Raw genomic sequence first — 16,390 nt, 5'->3', positions numbered from 1 at the left:
CATACCCGATTCCCTGCAGCAAGCCGGCTGGTCCGCCTTGCCTTCTCCCGTGCCTCCTTTCATAATCGCTCGCCGTGATGCTCAAGGTTCCCCTCGCAACTCAAGACGTTCGTGAAGGCCGTACGGTTCTGGTATCCGGTGGGTCCGGTGGAATCGGTCGTGCGCTCTGTCTGGCTTTCGCCCAGGCCGGGTATTGGGTGGGCGTGCATTACTTGCACCGGCGGCCGGCGGCCGAAGCGACCCTTGCTCTCCTCGAGCATGCCGGTGGTCAGGGGGCCCTCTATCAGGCGGATGTACGATCGAGCGATGATGTCCAGGCGATGCTGCATGCGATCGAGGCTCAACGGGGCCGGCTCGATATCCTGCTCTGTAATGCGGGCATTGCGTCGAAGCATCTCCTGATGACTTGTCCGGAAGACGCATGGCAAGAGATCATCGACACGAATCTGACCGGCACCTATCGCTGCATGACCGTGGCGGCGCAAGGCATGAGCACACAGGGCGGCGGATCCATCGTTGTGATCGGGTCTTACGCTGGTTTGCAGGGAACGGCTGGCCAAGTTGCCTACGCGGCGTCGAAGGCCGGGCTGATAGGACTGGTAAAGACCGCCGCGCGGGAATGGGGATCGTACAATATTCGTGTGAATCTGGTCTGCCCAGGCTGGCAACAAACAGGTCTTGCCGGTGACTCCTTTCCCACCGGGGAACGGCTCGGCGACCACGTGCTGGGGCGTGTTTCGAATCTGGTTGATGTGAGCAGGACCATTTGCCACCTGGCGCAGCTCTCCGATATGTCGGGGCAAGTGTGGAACCTGGACAGTCGCATTCTGTGACAGGATGCTGAAAACGCCCGCCGGCTTGGTTCTCGGTCGTACGCTTCAGTCATCGTACTCCCTGAGGCTTTGCTGGGGGCCGTTTTGAGCATCCTGTTGATGACTCATTCGTCGGTATCGATCGCCGTTCGTCGAATTCGGAGGGCGAATCTCTGTTCACAGCGTGTGAGGTGAAAAGAGAGTGGCAACAACCAAAGGGGTGTTCGTTACCGGGACGGATACGGGCGTCGGAAAGACTCTCGTTTCTGTTGCGTTAGTCCGGAGGCTGGCGCAGGTGGGTTGCTCCGTCGGCGTGATGAAGCCGGTCGAAACCGGGGTGCTTCCCGGGCAACTGAGTGAAAGCGACGCGGGGCGACTCATGGCAGAGGCAGGAGTAGATGATGGGCTCGATCTGGTCTCTCCCTATCGGTTCTCTGCGCCGCTCGCTCCCCTCGCCGCTGCATCCGCGCAAGGCGTCGTGATCGAGATGCAGGAGATCGTGCGAGGGTACGAACGACTTGCGGCCCGTTACGCCTGCGTTGTGGTTGAAGGCGCCGGCGGTTTGCTTGTGCCGATGGGGAAGGGTTGGGATCTTCGTGACTTGATCGGCCGAATCAGGCTGCCGGTTGTGCTTGTCGGGCGGACCGGGCTAGGCGGGATTAATCATGCGTTGCTGACGCTGGAAGGCCTTCGGCACCGTGGGCTGGCAATCGTGGCTGTCGTGTTGAATGAGACCCTTTCGTCCACGACCGCTGTACAGCAGGCACAGTGCGCCTCTACGGTTGCGCTGTTGCAGGAGCGAGCCGGTGTTCCCGTGTTGGGACCGCTGCCCTTTCGACAGCAGTGTTGCTCCGATTGGCTTGCTGCTGTCGAGATGCTGGCGCAGAGCCGTGCGATCAGGGAGCTTGCCGATCTGGTGTGGACAAGCTCTGCTGAAATGCCCGGATAGCCGCGCCGAGATCCGGTGCCTTGAGGATTGCAGCAATCACCGCCACACCATCCGCCCCTGTCGCCATAATCTCGTCAACCGACTCAGTCGTGATTCCCCCGATCGCAAACATCGGCAGCGTGGTCAAGGCGCGTGCGGCGCGTAATCCTTCCAGTCCGACCACCGGGTCGTGATCGGCTTTGGTAGCGGTCCTGAAAATCGGGCCGAACCCCACATAGTCGGGCTGTGCGGTGACGGCCTCGCGCACCTGGGCTGCGCTGTGCGTCGAGAGTCCGATGATTTTTCCCGGCCCCATCAGTCGCCGGGCGTAGGCGATGGGCAGGTCGTCCTGGCCCAGATGCACCCCGTCCGCGTTCACCGCCATGGCCAAATCACAGCGATCGTTGACGATCAAGAGGGCGCCGACGTCGGTGGCGGCTTGACGCAGTGCGAGCGCCTTTGCATAGGCGTCTTTCATCGTGGCCTGCTTGTCTCGGTATTGAAAGAGGCGAATACCGTATGCGGCTGCTTCCCGCAGGAAATCGGGCAGCGGGCGGTCGGGCCTGACCGTGGGGTCGAGCACGAGGTACAGCCCTTTCAAGAGCAGTTGTCGAGTGGCCTGAGACGTGGCGGGCTCCCTGGTCATTTAGCGGGCCGTTGAAACAGTCTGCCAGCGGCGCGCTCGCGTCGCTCCATGGCTCACCGTACGACAGGTGTACGAGTCGCCACGTCGCTTGCTGCGGCCTTGCTGGACGGCCATTGTGAACGGCCTGCGGGTGATGGGCATGGGATACATGATCTCAGCCGGTTGGCAAAACACAGAGCTGACATCTGTGTGTCAGCAACCTGTTAGGAGGACTGGCCGGCAAGAAAGCGGTCGAGGAATGTCGTGGAGACATGCCCCTTCTGGAAATCAGGATCGTTAAAAATTCTCCGATGGAGCGGGATCGTCGTCTTGATGCCTTCGATGACAAATTCATCGAGTGCGCGGCGCATGCGGGCCATCGCCTCCTGGCGATCACGTCCGTGCGTAATCAATTTGGCGATCAGGCTGTCGTAGTACGGAACGACCACGGCATTTGGTTCCATTGCGGAGTCGACACGTACACCGAATCCACCAGGCGCGGAATATTTGGTGATCTGGCCTGGACAGGGCGTGAACTTTTCCGGGTCTTCCGCATTGATCCGGCACTCGAAGCTGTGACCGTTCAGCTTGATGTCCTGCTGTTTGAATGAGAGGGGCATGCCTGACGCGATCCGTATCTGTTCTTTCACGAGATCGATCCCGGTCACCATTTCCGTGATGGGGTGCTCGACCTGGATGCGGGTATTCACTTCCATGAAAAAGAAGTTGCGGTCCTTATCCAGCAGAAACTCCACCGTGCCGACGTTGCAATAACGAATGGCTTTCACGGCCTGGACGGCCACCCGGCCGATTTCGCGCCGTAGTTCTTCATCGATGGCCGGCGACGGGGTTTCTTCCACCAACTTTTGGTGACGTCGTTGAATGGAGCAATCACGTTCGCCGAGGTGGACCACATGGCCTCGATTGTCGGCCACGATTTGTACTTCGATGTGTCGTGGTTCGAGGAAGTAGCGTTCGAGGTAGACGCCGTCATGACCGAAGGTGGATTTCGCCTCGGCTTGCGCCGCTTGAAACGCCCGCGCGAGCTCCTCCGGTTTGTTCACCACACGCATGCCCCGTCCGCCGCCTCCGGCGGAGGCCTTGATGATCACGGGGAAGCCGATGGTTTTCGCGGCCTCTTGCGCATCCTGTTCGCTTCGGAGTTCGCCGGGGCTGCCGGGGGTGACCGGGAGGCCCTTCTTGGCGACCACTTCCCGTGCTTTGGATTTGTCGCCCATCAGGGCGATGTTTTCCGAGGTCGGGCCGATGAATTTGACGCCGATCGATTCGCAGACTTCTGCGAAGTGTGCGTTCTCTGAAAGGAATCCGTATCCGGGATGGATGGCATCGGCTCCGGTGACTTCGGCTGCGCTCAGCACATTGGGGATATTGCGATAGCTGAGTGCGGCTTCCGGCGGGCCGACGCAGACGTGCTCGTCCGCTGCCCGCACGTGCAAGCTCGCGGCATCGGCTTCGGAGTGGATCGCCACAGTTTTGATGCCGAGCTCTTTGCAGGCCCGGATCACTCGCAGGGCGATCTCTCCACGATTGGCGACCAACACTTTCTTAAACACAGAATACTCCGGTACGGATTGCGGTCTGCGCTCGCCTGGTTCTTACGGTTTGCTCTGCCACGGCTGAGACCTGACTCGGATCTGCGGCATGATTCGGCACGTGCCGCACGACTTGGACACCAGATTCATAAGGCACGCATCCCCGGGCGTCTCGCCATGAACCCTCATGATCTCTCGGGCGCTAGCCCGCATGAGTCACGATGGTTGCTCGCGACATCGCTGAGGCACGTTGCGAGCCCATCGGCCAAAGGCTTCTCGGAGCACCGGATCGGCGATTGCAGCAGCAGTGTTCATGAATCATGCGGGCTAGGGCGTGGCGTTGGGGTCTATCAAGAAGAGAGGTTGTCCATACTCAACCGGTTTAGTGCTCTCCGCCAGTATTTTTGTGATCCGCCCGTCGGACTCGGATTCGATTTCGTTCATGAGCTTCATGGCTTCGACGATACAGAGCACTTGCCCCTTTTTCACGTAGTCTCCCTCCTCCACATATGGATCTGCATCGGGAGAGGGCGAGCGGTAGAAGGTACCGACGATGGGCGAGGTGATCGTCACCTGCCCGTCCGTTTCTGCTGGCGGACGGGTCTGTGTCGCCGGTGTCGTGCCGGTTGACGCCGACTGGTTCGTGGTGGCTTCCACGGTCTGGGCCGCGGTCGTCCGGATCACCGGTTCGTGCCGAATGCGGATGCGGACTCCGCTGCGCTCGATTTCCAACTCCGTTAAATGGTTGCGCTTCAGGAGGTCGGCCAATTGCTGAATTTGCGCAGCCTGGTCCGGAGACAGCAGCGTGTCCGAGGCCGTCGAGCGAGGGGCAAACGCGCTCGGCAAGACGATCGGCTTGCCGCTATCGCGGCGTTTTTTTGGCTTTTTCCCTGCTGAGCTCAACGCACGCGCTCCACAAATTCACGGGTTCTCGTGTCGATGCGAATCGTCTCACCGATTTCCAGGTAGAGCGGGACCTTGATCGTGGCGCCGGTCTCGACGATGACCGGCTTGTTGCCGCCCGAGGCCGTGTCGCCCCGCACGCCCGGCTCGCCGTCGACCACCTTGAGTTCGATGAAGTTCGGCAACAGGACCGTGATCGGCCGATGCTCATAGATGAGAATCTTCGCGATCATGTTCTCTTTGAGCAAGTCGGCGTTGCTCCCTAACTGGCTCTTCTCGTAGGTCGACTGCTCATAGGTCTCTGTATCCATGAAGGTGTAGGAGTCGTTCGTGGCATACAGGAACTGCATGTCGCATTCTTCAATCTGGGGGGTGTCGAATTTTTCTCCAGAACGAAAGGTCCTGTCGAGGACGTTACCGGAGAGATAACTCTTCAGCTTCGTTCGGACGAATGCCCCGCCCTTGCCGGGTTTGACATGCTGGAATTCCACGATATAAAAGGGTTGGCCTTCTACCATTAACGGGCTGCCGTTCCGAAACTCTGCGGTCGAAATCACAACAACTCTCCTTGGTACAACAAGTTCAACGGCGCGAAGCCGCGGGTTTATTCTTCGAGGCCGTCCGAGGACGTGCTGCCCTGGCGCCGGTCTCGAGGTGCGAGGTCAATGCCTCCAGCGCCAGTAGATAGCCGGTAGGGCCGAATCCGGAGATCTGTCCCAGGGCGACCCCGGCAATGAAGGAGTGATGGCGAAACTCCTCTCGCTGATGGATGTTCGACAGATGTACCTCGACCGTCGGCAGGGCGACGGCGGCAATCGCATCGCGAATCGCGACGCTCGTGTGGGTATACGCGGCCGGATTGATGATGATGCCGTCGAAATGGCCCCTGGCATTCTGAATCCAGGTGACCAATTCCCCTTCTACATTCGTCTGTTTGGTCTGCACCGCAATCCCCAGTTCGCCTGCACGACGGACAATCGATTTGTCGATGTCAGTCAAGGACACCTGTCCGTAGACGGAGGGTTCTCGCGTCCCCAGGAGATTGAGATTGGGACCATGAAGCACTAGCAGCCGCCGCATGTGTCAGTCGCGCGCCCCCGGTTATCAGTAGGCTGCAATGGATAGAGATGCCAGCAGCGGCGGCATTCTAACAGGCTGTCAGGAGTGGGTCAAACGTTGTTCCGGGGGTGGAGGAACGCGTGTTCGATTGCCGGGCAACGAAGTCAGCGAACGCGTTGGGCTTGAATGGTTCGCAGCCAGGCTTCCAAGCGTGCGATAGTGGCCGCATGCTTGAGGACGGGTGGTTCAAGGCTGGGTGGGGCGATGGTTTCTGGCATCGGCTTCAGTGGGGCAACCACAAGCGACTCGGCCGCTAGGACGAGTTTTTCGGTCTCGATTTTGGCCTCTGGCGCGGGACGTTTTCTGTCCCGTTTCGTCGGTGGAACTTCCTCAGGTGCGCCGGTGATGCTTCGCTTGAGGGAGAGAGCCTCTTCGTCATACGGATTGGCGTTTAGAATGGCCGTGCAGGACTGCAGGGTCATTTCATTGTTCCCCTCGCTCTTGTACAGCTTGGCGAGGATGCGATGAGCACGAAGATTGTCCGGGCGCTGCTTGACGACTTCTTCGAGGATCGCTTTGGCCTTTACGGGCTGAGCGAGTTGATCATAGACGCGGCCCAGTGTCGTCATGGCGGTGATAAATCCGGGATAGGCCTTGAGACCGTCCTCCAGCACGGCTGCGGCTTCCTGGCACATGTCGACCTTGATGTATTCGTCGGCAAGGGGGAGGAATTCCTTCGAGCGTGGATCTTTTGCCACGGCAGTGGCCAGACGATCGATGTGTGCGGCGATGGATGGATCGATACGCGGTGATGACGCCACGCCCCTACTCCTTCTGAGACGATCGCTCGTGCGATGTTTTTTTCGCCGACCGGCACGAGGTCTGCGTGACCAGGACCCGGTCTAAAATACGGTTCGCAACGTCACGCTTGGGTAACAGGGGGAGTTCCTCGGCGTTGCCGTCACGATCCAGGATGAACACGTGATTTGTGTCTGCCCCGAAGCCCGATCCTACTGCCGTCACGTCATTGGCAACCAGCAGGTCTACGCCCTTAGCTTGCAGTTTTTCCCGTGCATGAGCAAGCAGATCCTGCGTTTCTGCGGCAAACCCCACGAGCACCTGTGTCGTTCGTCGCTCGCCCAATTCCTTCAGAATATCGTCGGTCGGAGTCAGGGCCAGGTTGGTGAGGGGCTGTTGCCGTTTCTTGAGTTTCTGCGCAGCGGGTTGTGTGGGACGAAAGTCTGCCACCGCGGCAGCCATGATGACGGTGTCGCTCCAGGTAAACCGGCTCATGACGGCGTTGCGCATTTCCTCGGCTGTTGTCACCGGGCAGAATTCGATCCCGGCGGGTGGTTTCAGCGCTGTAGGTCCGGAGACCAACAGGACATCCGCGCCGCGTGCTTGTGCGGCTTCGGCGAGGGCATACCCCATCTTTCCAGACGATCGGTTGGAAATGAACCGCACCGGGTCGATGGCTTCCTGTGTCGGGCCGGCAGTGATAAGCAGACGACGACCAGACCAATCTCGACGCGGGTGGAGCGCAGCGTGGAGTGCCGAGAGGATCTGTGATTCATCGGCTAGCCGTCCCTGCCCTGATCGGCCTGAGGCCAGGGGGCCTGCTTCCGGTTCGACGATGATGGCACCGCGGGTTCTCAGCGCGGCGACATGTTCCACAACGGTCGGATGATGCCACATGTCCCCATCCATGGCCGGTGCGATAATCACGGGACATTGGGTGGTGAGGAGCATGGTCGAAAGGAGATCGTCGGCAAGGCCCAGGGCGGCCTTGGCCAGGCAATTGGCGGTGGCCGGGGCGATCACGATGGCTTGCGCCTGCTCCGGCAAGGAGAGATGCAACATTTCCTGGTGGGCTTCGAAGAGGTCGGTTGCCACGTGGGAGCCGGACAACACTTCGAAGGTCAGCGGAGTCACGAACCGGCAGGCCCCCGCCGTCATGACGACGCTCACCGTCGCGCCTTCGCGACGGAGCAGGCGTAAGAGCCCGACAGCCTTATAAGCAGCAATACTCCCTGTGACGGCGAGCACAAGGCGGACACCGGTGAGTGAGGGGCCGGTGGTCTGCACGAAGCGGGGCTACTCCTCGCCCTCCGGAGCAGGGGCGGGCTTGACAGTATCGTCGACGTAGACGCTGAGCTCTTTCTTGATTTCCTTGGCGTCTTCTCCGGTCATCATGGCCAGGCGTTCCGTCTCGCCTTCCTTGACCCGTTTGGATTCCTTGATCGCGTCGCGGGCTTCCTGTCCGATCAGAAACTTCACTTTATGCCGCAAGACTTCGTCGAGCGCGATGCTCGTTTCTTTGGTGAATTTTGACGGGCCGGACATGCGCGCGCCCTGCACGAGTTGTTTGGCACGCTGTGCGGCGATGATCACCAACCGGTGTCGTGAATCGAACTCGCCGGTGGCGTATTCTGGTAACAGACTTAACATTTCACCCATGATGCAAGTGCTCCTTTGATGCGGGGGCGGAGGAGGAATTCCCCTGCTTTCCCTCTTTGTCGAGAATGAATTTTTCTTCCAGCCAGGTCATATTCAAGCGTTTGGTTTTAATCCGTTCCGCCAGAAAAATGCTTTCCAGTTCTTTCAAGGATTGCTTCAGATCGTCGTTCCGGACGATGTAGTAGTACTCCCGGTAGCTCCAGACTTCTTCTTTGGCCTTGTGCAGGCGGCGTTGAATTTCGTCTGGTGAGTCCCCAGCCCGGTTTTGAAGCCTTGTCCGCAACGTGTCGAAGGACGGCGGCAGGATGAAGATATAGACGCCGTCTTCAAACTTTTTTTTCACTGAGCGGGCGCCCTGCACATCGATTTCGAGCAACACATCAATGCCCTGTTCCATTTTCTCGGTCAGCATCTTACGCGGTGTGCCGTACAAATTGCCGTAGACATGCGCCCATTCGACGAATTCATTCCGATCGATCATCTGACGGAAAGTCGGCTCATCGAGAAAATAATAATCCTGCCCATCCACCTCGCCTGGACGCGGTTTACGGGTGGTATACGAAATCGAATGCCACAACCCTGGGACGTTGGCTGTGATTTGTTTACACAACGTGGTCTTCCCGCTCCCCGACGGAGCCGAAATGATAAACAAAATGCCTCGCCGTACTTGGGACGGTTTATCGCTGGCTGAAACAGGCGCGGTGCTCATAGGTTGTTCGATGCCGGCGCAGGGCCGACACTATTCGACATTCTGAACTTGTTCGCGCAGTTTTTCCAGTTCGGCTTTCATTCGAACGACCAACGCGGCAACGTCTGCGTCATTAGCCTTTGAGCCGATGGTATTCACTTCCCGTCCCATTTCCTGGAGCAGGAACTCTAAGGTCTTCCCCACCGACTCCTTACTGTGGAGCTGCTGGTCGAACTGTAGCATATGTGACTCAAGTCTGACCAATTCTTCTGAGATGTCCGAACGGTCGGCATACACCGCTAGTTCCTGCTGGAGACGAGCCGGATCCGGCAATTCGGACTGCAAGAGGGCCTGAATCCGGCCTTTCATGCGCTCAAATGCATGTTTGGCCAGTACAGGGGCCTTGTCCGCCACGGTGGACTTGGCCTCCCGGATCGCATCCAGATGGAGAACCAGGTCTTTGGCGAGCGCCTCCCCTTCCCGTCGGCGCATCTTCTCAATGTCCGTGAGCGCGCCTCCCAGTACCCGTAGGACGGTTTTCGTCAGTTGCCCGGCATCGACCGGCTCATCGGACACGGACAGGATGTCCCGGAATCCCGCGAACGTGGAGACATCCACCGCTCCGCGCAGTCCCAGTGTTTTCTGCAGCTTCTTGAGGGCGGTATGATACTGCTTGGCCAATGCCTGATCGATCTGGACCGTCTTCAGGCTGCCGCCGGCGGAATGGATCGAAACCGATACGTCGACTCGTCCGCGGAGGCAGCGTTGCTGGACGGTTTTTCGAACCTGCTCCTCCAGTTGTGCCAACGATCGGGGCAGTCTGACTGCCACTTCAAGAAATCGGTGATTGACTGAACGGATCTCCACGGTGACGCCGGCTTTCTGTGACGTCCCGTCCTTCTTCCCATATCCCGTCATGCTTCGAATCATCGTGCGGCTTTCCCCTTCCAACGGCAATCGGTATAGATCGGACAGTGCCGACATTTCGGTGTGCGCGCGAGGCAGATGTATCGGCCATGCAGAAGGAGCCGTTGCGATCCTTCCGTCCACTGGTCTGCCGGCAGTAAGCGTTGCAGATCCATCTCAATCTTTTCGGGATCCGTATGGCGGGTCAAGTCGAGCCGCCCGGCCACTCGTTTTACATGTGTGTCGACCACAATGGCCGGCTTTTCGAATACGTTGCCAAGAAGGACATTTGCCGTCTTTCGCCCGACTCCCGGTAGCGTGGTGAGTGCTTCCATGGTATTGGGCACCTCACCGTGGAACTGCTCGGCCACAGCCTTCCCACAGCGGATCAGGTTTCTGGCTTTGGTTTTGAAGAAGCCGGTCGGCCGGATGAGGGCTTCCAATTCCGCAGGGTCGGCCGAAGCGTAATCGTGAGGGTGCTGATAGCGACGGAAGAGATTCGGGGTGACCTGGTTCACCCGCTGATCGGTGCATTGCGCCGACAGGATCGTGGCGACCAGCAACTCCCAGGGCGTGCGATGGTCGAGTTCGACTTTCATGGCCGGTGATGTCGTTCGTAATGCGGTCAATATCCGCGCGAGGCGACGTTTGGCCGTCACGCCGGCCTGTTGATCTGTTGTGGCGACTTTCATGATGCGGTGTAGTGGCGGCCAATTGTGCAGAGGTCAGGAGTGAGATGCAAGCGCTAGATCCTGGGGCGGCTGGTCGGGGTTTTCCTCCTGTCCCGGAAGTGTCGGGTTGGCGGGCAAGATGGTTTCGAGGTGCGCGATCAATGAGCGCAACGTCTCACGGTTCGGTGCCGAGATTCCGATTGCGTGATACCGCTCGCAGAGGACGTCGGTTTCGTGTGCCGAGAGGCGGTCACACTTGTTCATGACCATCACGCGGGGAATCGTGTCCAAGTTGAGCGATTGTAAGACGATTTCGACGGCGGCGATCTGTTGATCGACGTTGGGGGCCGAGGCATCGACCACATGCAGGAGTAGGTCGGCATCCCGCAACTCGTCCAGCGTGGTGCGGAAGGCTCCCACAAGATCTTTGGGGAGATCCCGGATGAACCCCACCGTATCAGTCACGATGACTTCGCGGTCGTGAGGAAAACGAAGGCGGCGGCTCGTCGTGTCGAGGGTTTCAAAGAGACGATCCTGGGCCGGGATCTGACTCTGTGTCAAGGAGTTGAGCAGCGTCGATTTGCCTGCATTGGTGTAGCCGACGATGGAAAGGATCGGAAGCCCCTGGCGCACACGGCGGGATCGGCGCTGATCTTGATGGCGGGCCACGTCATCGATTTCCCGCTCCAGGTGCGCGATGCGATCGCGGATGCGGCGGCGATCGGTTTCCAGCTTGGTTTCACCGGGGCCGCGTGAACCGATTCCCCCTCCGAGGCGCGACAACGAGGTGCCATGCCCGGACAGTCGCGGCAGAAGATACCGAAGCTGAGCCAGCTCCACTTGAACTTTTCCTTCACGGGTATGGGCGCGCCGAGCAAAAATATCCAAAATGAGTTGCGTGCGATCGATTACTTTGAGATCTGTCACCTCGGAAATGGCGCGGGCTTGCGCCGGGGCAAGATCCTGGTCGAAGATCACGAGGTCGGCTCCCTTCTGGAGCGCGCGCATCACAACCTCTTTCAGTTTGCCTTTTCCGAGCAAGTATCGCTCGAACCCTTCGTGGGTGCGCTGGGCGATGCGATCCAGCACCCGGACCCCGGCGGATTCGGCCAGTTCCTTCAGCTCGTCCAAATGCTCTTCCTGCTCGGCGTGACTTCTAGGCGCCGCGCTGACCAGAATGGCGGATTCGCTCCCTCCGGCGACGTCATGCGTGCTGTCCGCTCGTTGCAGATCGCTTTCGAGGGTGTGCAGGAAGCTGTCCAGTTGAAGCTCCAGATCATGGAACGGGACGGGCTTCAGAATGCGGCAGACTTCTCCCTGTTGATTAGGCGGGAGGAGGTGCGCGAGATGAATCAGGCTGGGCTCGCCTTTGTCGTCCACGCCGAGGACACCGATCAGGTCCAGCCGTAACAACGCCAGGTGTGTCACATCATCCTGGCTCAGCGGGTCATCGTGGAGTTGCACACGAATCAGCCGGAGACCGCGGAGGGAATGTGATCCGACCCTGAACTTTGCCAGAGACTCGAATGTAGGGGCACAGCCAGCTCCGACGAGCACCTGCTCGATAATGCCTCGACGGGTGATCAGAAGACCGATGGGGCGGCGCATCTCTCGTGCGAGCTGACTGGTTGTCCGTGCCAGTTCGGCCGTGAGGACGGCCGAGGCCGGCACGCGGCGTCGATAGAGTCGCTCCAAACCAGCGAGGTGACTGGCTTTTAGACCGCTGATCTGACCGTGAATGGTTGGGATGGTGAGGCTCCTTGGTACTCGAACGCTACGAGTTGTGACGGGCTGTTCCGCCGCTCGCCCCTGAAGGCAGCGCATAATTCGGCAGCGCTTCGCACTCGAACGACGCCAGCTTGCCCTGGAGCAGGGCTCGTTGTCCCGCCGCCGCAATCATGGCCGCATTGTCGGTGCAGTATGAGAGGGCTGGGAGGCCCAATTCAATCCCCTCCTCGGTTGCCCGTTCCGTCAATCTCGCTCGGAGCCGGGAATTGGCCGAGACACCTCCGACGACCGCAAGGGCTGAGACGCCTGCCTGTCGCACGGCGGCGAATGCCTGACGGACCAAGACGTCCACGATCGCTTCCTGGTACCCGGCGGCCAGGTCGGCCTGCTGTTCGGCAATGGCCTGCTGATCCATGCGCTGGAGGTGGTAGAGCAACGCCGTTTTCAGGCCGCTGAAACTGAAATCCAGTCGGCCGGTTCGCACGCGTGATCGAGGGAATCTCACCGCAGTAGGACGGCCTTTCCGTGCCGCTTGGTCGATGAGCGGGCCACCCGGGTATCCGAGCCCGAGCATCTGGGCGCCCTTGTCGAATGCCTCCCCTGCCGCATCGTCGATCGTTCGTCCCATGAGGCGGAAGTCCCCATGTTCGCCGGCATGAAAGAGGTGCGTGTGTCCACCTGAGGCGATCAACACCACGCAGGTTCTGGGAAATAACGGCCTGTCGATCCAGGCTGAGGCGATGTGTCCCTCGAGGTGACTCACGCCGACCAGCGGAATGCCAAGGGCATACGCTAAGGACTTGGCATAACTGATGCCGACCAGCAGGGCGCCGGCCAGGCCTGGCCCCTGTGTGACTGCGATGGCACCGAGGTCCTGCCAGCAGAGACCTGCTGCGTCCAGAGCCTGATGTGTGACGTGATCCACATTTTGAATGTGGGCACGAGATGCCAATTCCGGCACCACGCCCCCGAACCGTTCATGGACGGTTTGCTGGGAAGAAATGACGTTGGCCAGGACATGTCCCTCACCGTCGAGCACCGCTGCGGCAGTCTCATCGCAGGACGTTTCAATTCCCAGAATCGTGGTGGATGCGCGAGGTTTCATAGGGGAAACAACCGGCATAATCGTTGCGCTTGAATCTGAGCGAGAGAACAGGCCGGATTCCGGGCTGTAGGATAACGCACAGTGGCCGTAAACTGCGAGTGTTGCTGTTCGTCAGGAAATCGTGTCAGCTATTGATCCTGCCAGAAAATGCGACAACCCCCGGGTCCGGTTGAGGACCGCGGGGGTTGCCGGGTGGTCTTAAAGAACGCCAGTCGATCGATCTTGAGGAAACGTTACCTGCTCGGGCTAGACGCCCGCCATGGCTTCCTGTTCGATGAAGGCCGGCGCGCCGTCACGCAGGACGACTTTGATCTTTCTATTTTCCTTGAAGCGACCCTTGATGAGTTCTTCGGACAGGGGATCGCCGATCGCCCGCTGAATAATGCGGCGCATCGGGCGCGCACCGTAGAGCGGTTCGTACCCTTCCTTGATGAGCCACTGCTTCACCTCGTCCTCCACCTCGATGCTGACGCTCTTGTCGATGAGGCGGAGATTCAGCTCGTGCAGCAGGATATCCAGGATGTGGATCAAGTGCTCCTTCTCCAGGGAATGGAAGATCACAATTTCGTCGATCCGGTTCAAGAACTCCGGGCTGAACGAACGCTTGAGTTCTCCCATCACCTCTTCTTTTCGACGCAAGGCTTGTCCGCCATGTTCATCATTCTGGAATCCGAGCGACACGCCCTTCTGGATCATCTTCGTGCCGATGTTCGAGGTCATGATGACGACCGTATTCTTGAAATCGACTTTTCGGCCCAGGCTGTCTGTGAGGACGCCGTCGTCGAGCACCTGCAGCAGGACGTTGAACACGTCCGGATGTGCCTTCTCGATTTCATCGAACAGCACGACCGAATAGGGACGCCGCCGCACCTTTTCGGTGAGCTGCCCGCCCTCCTCGTAGCCCACGTAACCCGGAGGGGCTCCGAAGAGCCGCGAGCTCGTGAACTTTTCCTGATACTCGGACATATCAATTCGGATAAGCGCATCTTCACTGTTGAAGAGGAACTCCGCGAGGGTCCTCGCCAATTCCGTTTTTCCGACACCGGTCGGGCCAAGGAAAATAAAGGACCCGATGGGCTTCTTCGCTTCCTTGAGGCCGGCTCTGGAGCGACGGATGGCACGTGCCACCGCCGAAATGGCCTCGTTCTGGCCGATGACCCGCTTGTGGAGGAATTCTTCCATGCGGAGCAGCTTATTGGATTCTTCTTCTTCCAATTTGAAGAGCGGAATGCCGGTCATCTTCGACACGACGTACGCGACTTCTTCCTTGCCGATGGTCGGCTTGTGCTTCTCTTGGTTCTTCTTCCATTCCCGCTTGGATTCATCGAGGAGCTTTCGCAGGCGCTCTTCTTCTTCGCGATGGCGAACGGCTTCCTCGAAGTTTTGCATCGAGATCGCCAGCTCTTTATCGCGCGAAATTTTCTTCAGCTCCTGCTCCAGCGCTTTGAGCTCAGTCGGCAGCGCGTACGTTTGCAGTTTTGCCCGCGAGCCGGTTTCGTCGATCAGATCGATCGCCTTGTCCGGCAGGAACCGGTCGGTGATGTAACGATCTGCCAACTTGACCGCCTCGACGATGGCGTCTTCCGTAATTTCCACGCCATGGTGTTCCTCGTACCGGTCTCGCAATCCCTGGATGATCCGTACCGTTTCATCCGTGCTGGGCGGTTGCACGTGAATGGGTTGGAAGCGGCGTTTGAGCGCCCCGTCCTTCTCAATGTGCTTGCGGTATTCGTCGAGAGTTGTGGCGCCGATGCATTGGATCTCGCCGCGGGACAAGGCCGGCTTAAGCATGTTGGAAGCATCGATGGATCCTTCTGCCGCTCCCGCTCCCACCAGCGTGTGCAATTCGTCGATGAAGATAATGATGTTGCCCGCCTGCACGATCTCTTTCATCACAACCTTCAAGCGCTCTTCAAACTGGCCGCGATATTTCGTGCCGGCCACCAGCGAGCCCAGGTCAAGTGCGATGACGCGACGGGACAGCAAGTTGTCCGGAACCTCCGACGCGATGATGCGTTGGGCCAAGCCTTCGACGATGGCGGTTTTCCCCACGCCGGATTCGCCGATGAGGACCGGGTTGTTCTTCGACCGTCGGCTGAGAATCTGCAAGACACGCTCGATTTCGTCTGCACGACCGATGACGGGATCCAACTGCCCTTCTTGGGCCAGCTGAGTCAGGTCACGTCCGAATTCGTCGAGTGCCGGTGTGTTGCTCTTGCGATCCCGCTCGCGCGGCGCAGATTTACGCAAGAAGGTCACCGTGAGTTGTCGGGCGGTCAGGAGGTTGGCGCCAAGACTCCGGAGAATCTTTCCGCCGATCCCTTCTTCTTCCCGCAGCAGACCCAACAGCAGATGTTCGCTGCCGATGTGGTTATGCCCGAGCAGTCGGGCTTCTTCAACCCCGTACTCGATAACTTTCTTGACCCGCGGGCTGAATGGAATTTCCCCGAAGGTCATCGTCGTGCCCCCGCCCGGAAGATTGCGCTCGATCTCGAGACGAATCTGCTCGGTGGAGAGGCCCATTTTTTTGAGGATCATCAGCGCAATCCCATCCGTCTCGCGAAGGATGGCCAACACCAGGTGCTCGGTGCCCAGGTAATCGTTCTGATGGCGCTCGGCTTCTTCACGTGCCAGGATGATGATCTTGCGACCCTTGTCCGTGAACCGTTCGAACATCCCGCCTCCTTATGGTGATGGGGTCTGTAAGAGAAGCCTTAGCTGAGTGATGAAATGCAGGTCAAAGGCTCGAAAATACTGATGTTGTGATTCTAACTACCGCAATATGGGGTGTCAAGGTATTGAGAGAAACGTGAGAGGCGCGCTACGCCTGGTGAAACACCGTCGTGCATCTCGGATCAGATCATCTTTGCATCGTGTGCTTGTTTGACAGTAAAAGAATCATCCCGATACAATCCCGCACCTTTCACTCGACTTCTTATTTCTTCGCGACGCGGT

At 59.0% G+C, this 16,390-nt stretch carries 16 protein-coding genes; 2 read left to right on the top strand and 14 right to left on the bottom strand.

Translation table 11 applies throughout. The features are described 5' to 3' along the window. The first annotated feature begins 77 nt into the window (after positions 1-77). Complete coding sequence (locus V9G17_01400) at positions 78-833, top strand: SDR family NAD(P)-dependent oxidoreductase (protein MEI2751229.1); 756 nt, start codon at positions 78-80, stop codon at positions 831-833. 181 nt (positions 834-1,014) lie between these two features. Continuing rightward, positions 1,015-1,761 (top strand): dethiobiotin synthase, encoded by a 747-nt coding sequence (gene bioD / locus V9G17_01395; protein MEI2751228.1) that lies wholly within the window; start codon positions 1,015-1,017, stop codon positions 1,759-1,761. Here the strand turns inward: bioD and thiE are convergent. The 14 genes from thiE to V9G17_01325 all read right to left on the bottom strand — a co-directional run bounded on the left by thiE (position 1,709) and on the right by V9G17_01325 (position 16,111). Further along, positions 1,709-2,386 carry a thiamine phosphate synthase gene (thiE, locus tag V9G17_01390; protein ID MEI2751227.1) on the bottom strand — a complete coding sequence of 226 codons (678 nt, stop codon included), beginning with the start codon at positions 2,384-2,386 and terminating at the stop codon, positions 1,709-1,711. The two genes, bioD and thiE, sit on opposite strands and share 53 nt — an antisense overlap. A 203-nt stretch (positions 2,387-2,589) precedes the next feature. Continuing rightward, positions 2,590-3,939, bottom strand: a complete 1,350-nt coding sequence (accC, locus tag V9G17_01385; protein MEI2751226.1) for an acetyl-CoA carboxylase biotin carboxylase subunit — start codon at positions 3,937-3,939, stop codon at positions 2,590-2,592. A 306-nt stretch (positions 3,940-4,245) separates the two neighbouring features. Next, positions 4,246-4,821, bottom strand: a complete 576-nt coding sequence (accB, locus tag V9G17_01380) for an acetyl-CoA carboxylase biotin carboxyl carrier protein (GenBank protein ID MEI2751225.1) — start codon at positions 4,819-4,821, stop codon at positions 4,246-4,248. Further along, on the bottom strand, positions 4,818-5,378 hold the full coding sequence (efp, locus tag V9G17_01375) for an elongation factor P (GenBank protein ID MEI2751224.1): 561 nt from the start codon (positions 5,376-5,378) through the stop codon (positions 4,818-4,820). The genes accB and efp overlap by 4 nt, the downstream gene beginning before the upstream one ends. Positions 5,379-5,403: 25 nt before the next feature. Continuing rightward, on the bottom strand, positions 5,404-5,901 hold the full coding sequence (gene aroQ, locus V9G17_01370; protein ID MEI2751223.1) for a type II 3-dehydroquinate dehydratase: 498 nt from the start codon (positions 5,899-5,901) through the stop codon (positions 5,404-5,406). 143 nt (positions 5,902-6,044) lie between these two features. Beyond that, positions 6,045-6,701: a tetratricopeptide repeat protein gene (locus tag V9G17_01365; protein MEI2751222.1), complete on the bottom strand. Its 657-nt coding sequence runs from the start codon at positions 6,699-6,701 to the stop codon at positions 6,045-6,047. A 4-nt stretch (positions 6,702-6,705) separates the two neighbouring features. After that, complete coding sequence (gene coaBC / locus V9G17_01360; protein MEI2751221.1) at positions 6,706-7,965, bottom strand: bifunctional phosphopantothenoylcysteine decarboxylase/phosphopantothenate--cysteine ligase CoaBC; 1,260 nt, start codon at positions 7,963-7,965, stop codon at positions 6,706-6,708. 9 nt (positions 7,966-7,974) lie between these two features. Continuing rightward, entirely contained in the window at positions 7,975-8,337 is a 363-nt protein-coding gene (gene rpoZ / locus V9G17_01355) for a DNA-directed RNA polymerase subunit omega (protein MEI2751220.1), read from the bottom strand. Beyond that, positions 8,330-9,046, bottom strand: coding sequence for a guanylate kinase (gene gmk, locus V9G17_01350; protein ID MEI2751219.1), 717 nt, complete (start codon positions 9,044-9,046; stop codon positions 8,330-8,332). Before gmk ends, rpoZ begins: the two co-directional genes overlap by 8 nt. 30 nt (positions 9,047-9,076) lie before the next feature. Beyond that, positions 9,077-9,955, bottom strand: coding sequence for a YicC/YloC family endoribonuclease (locus V9G17_01345; GenBank protein ID MEI2751218.1), 879 nt, complete (start codon positions 9,953-9,955; stop codon positions 9,077-9,079). Continuing rightward, positions 9,952-10,623, bottom strand: a complete 672-nt coding sequence (gene nth, locus V9G17_01340) for an endonuclease III (protein MEI2751217.1) — start codon at positions 10,621-10,623, stop codon at positions 9,952-9,954. The genes V9G17_01345 and nth overlap by 4 nt, the downstream gene beginning before the upstream one ends. Positions 10,624-10,656: 33 nt before the next feature. After that, complete coding sequence (gene hflX, locus V9G17_01335; GenBank protein MEI2751216.1) at positions 10,657-12,426, bottom strand: GTPase HflX; 1,770 nt, start codon at positions 12,424-12,426, stop codon at positions 10,657-10,659. Next, entirely contained in the window at positions 12,377-13,435 is a 1,059-nt protein-coding gene (gene tsaD, locus V9G17_01330; GenBank protein MEI2751215.1) for a tRNA (adenosine(37)-N6)-threonylcarbamoyltransferase complex transferase subunit TsaD, read from the bottom strand. The genes hflX and tsaD overlap by 50 nt, the downstream gene beginning before the upstream one ends. Positions 13,436-13,681: 246 nt before the next feature. Further along, positions 13,682-16,111, bottom strand: a complete 2,430-nt coding sequence (locus tag V9G17_01325) for an ATP-dependent Clp protease ATP-binding subunit (GenBank protein MEI2751214.1) — start codon at positions 16,109-16,111, stop codon at positions 13,682-13,684. Positions 16,112-16,390 lie beyond the last annotated feature (279 nt).

Origin of the sequence: Nitrospira sp. (assembly GCA_037045225.1) — a bacterium.
In the GTDB taxonomy this organism is placed as follows: Bacteria; Nitrospirota; Nitrospiria; order Nitrospirales; family Nitrospiraceae; genus Nitrospira_A.
The sequence above is the reverse complement of the archived record's forward strand: the minus strand, read 5'-3'. Positions and strand labels throughout refer to the sequence as shown.

Coding starts and splice junctions, on each gene's coding strand:
- rpoZ (MEI2751220.1), bottom strand. CDS start 8,337: ATGGGTGAAATGTTAAGTCTGTTACCAGAATACGCCACCGGCGAGTTC.
- hflX (MEI2751216.1), bottom strand. CDS start 12,426: ATGCGCTGCCTTCAGGGGCGAGCGGCGGAACAGCCCGTCACAACTCGT.
- gmk (MEI2751219.1), bottom strand. CDS start 9,046: ATGAGCACCGCGCCTGTTTCAGCCAGCGATAAACCGTCCCAAGTACGG.
- V9G17_01325 (MEI2751214.1), bottom strand. CDS start 16,111: ATGTTCGAACGGTTCACGGACAAGGGTCGCAAGATCATCATCCTGGCA.
- nth (MEI2751217.1), bottom strand. CDS start 10,623: ATGAAAGTCGCCACAACAGATCAACAGGCCGGCGTGACGGCCAAACGT.
- V9G17_01345 (MEI2751218.1), bottom strand. CDS start 9,955: ATGATTCGAAGCATGACGGGATATGGGAAGAAGGACGGGACGTCACAG.
- thiE (MEI2751227.1), bottom strand. CDS start 2,386: ATGACCAGGGAGCCCGCCACGTCTCAGGCCACTCGACAACTGCTCTTG.
- tsaD (MEI2751215.1), bottom strand. CDS start 13,435: ATGAAACCTCGCGCATCCACCACGATTCTGGGAATTGAAACGTCCTGC.
- aroQ (MEI2751223.1), bottom strand. CDS start 5,901: ATGCGGCGGCTGCTAGTGCTTCATGGTCCCAATCTCAATCTCCTGGGG.
- V9G17_01400 (MEI2751229.1), top strand. CDS start 78: ATGCTCAAGGTTCCCCTCGCAACTCAAGACGTTCGTGAAGGCCGTACG.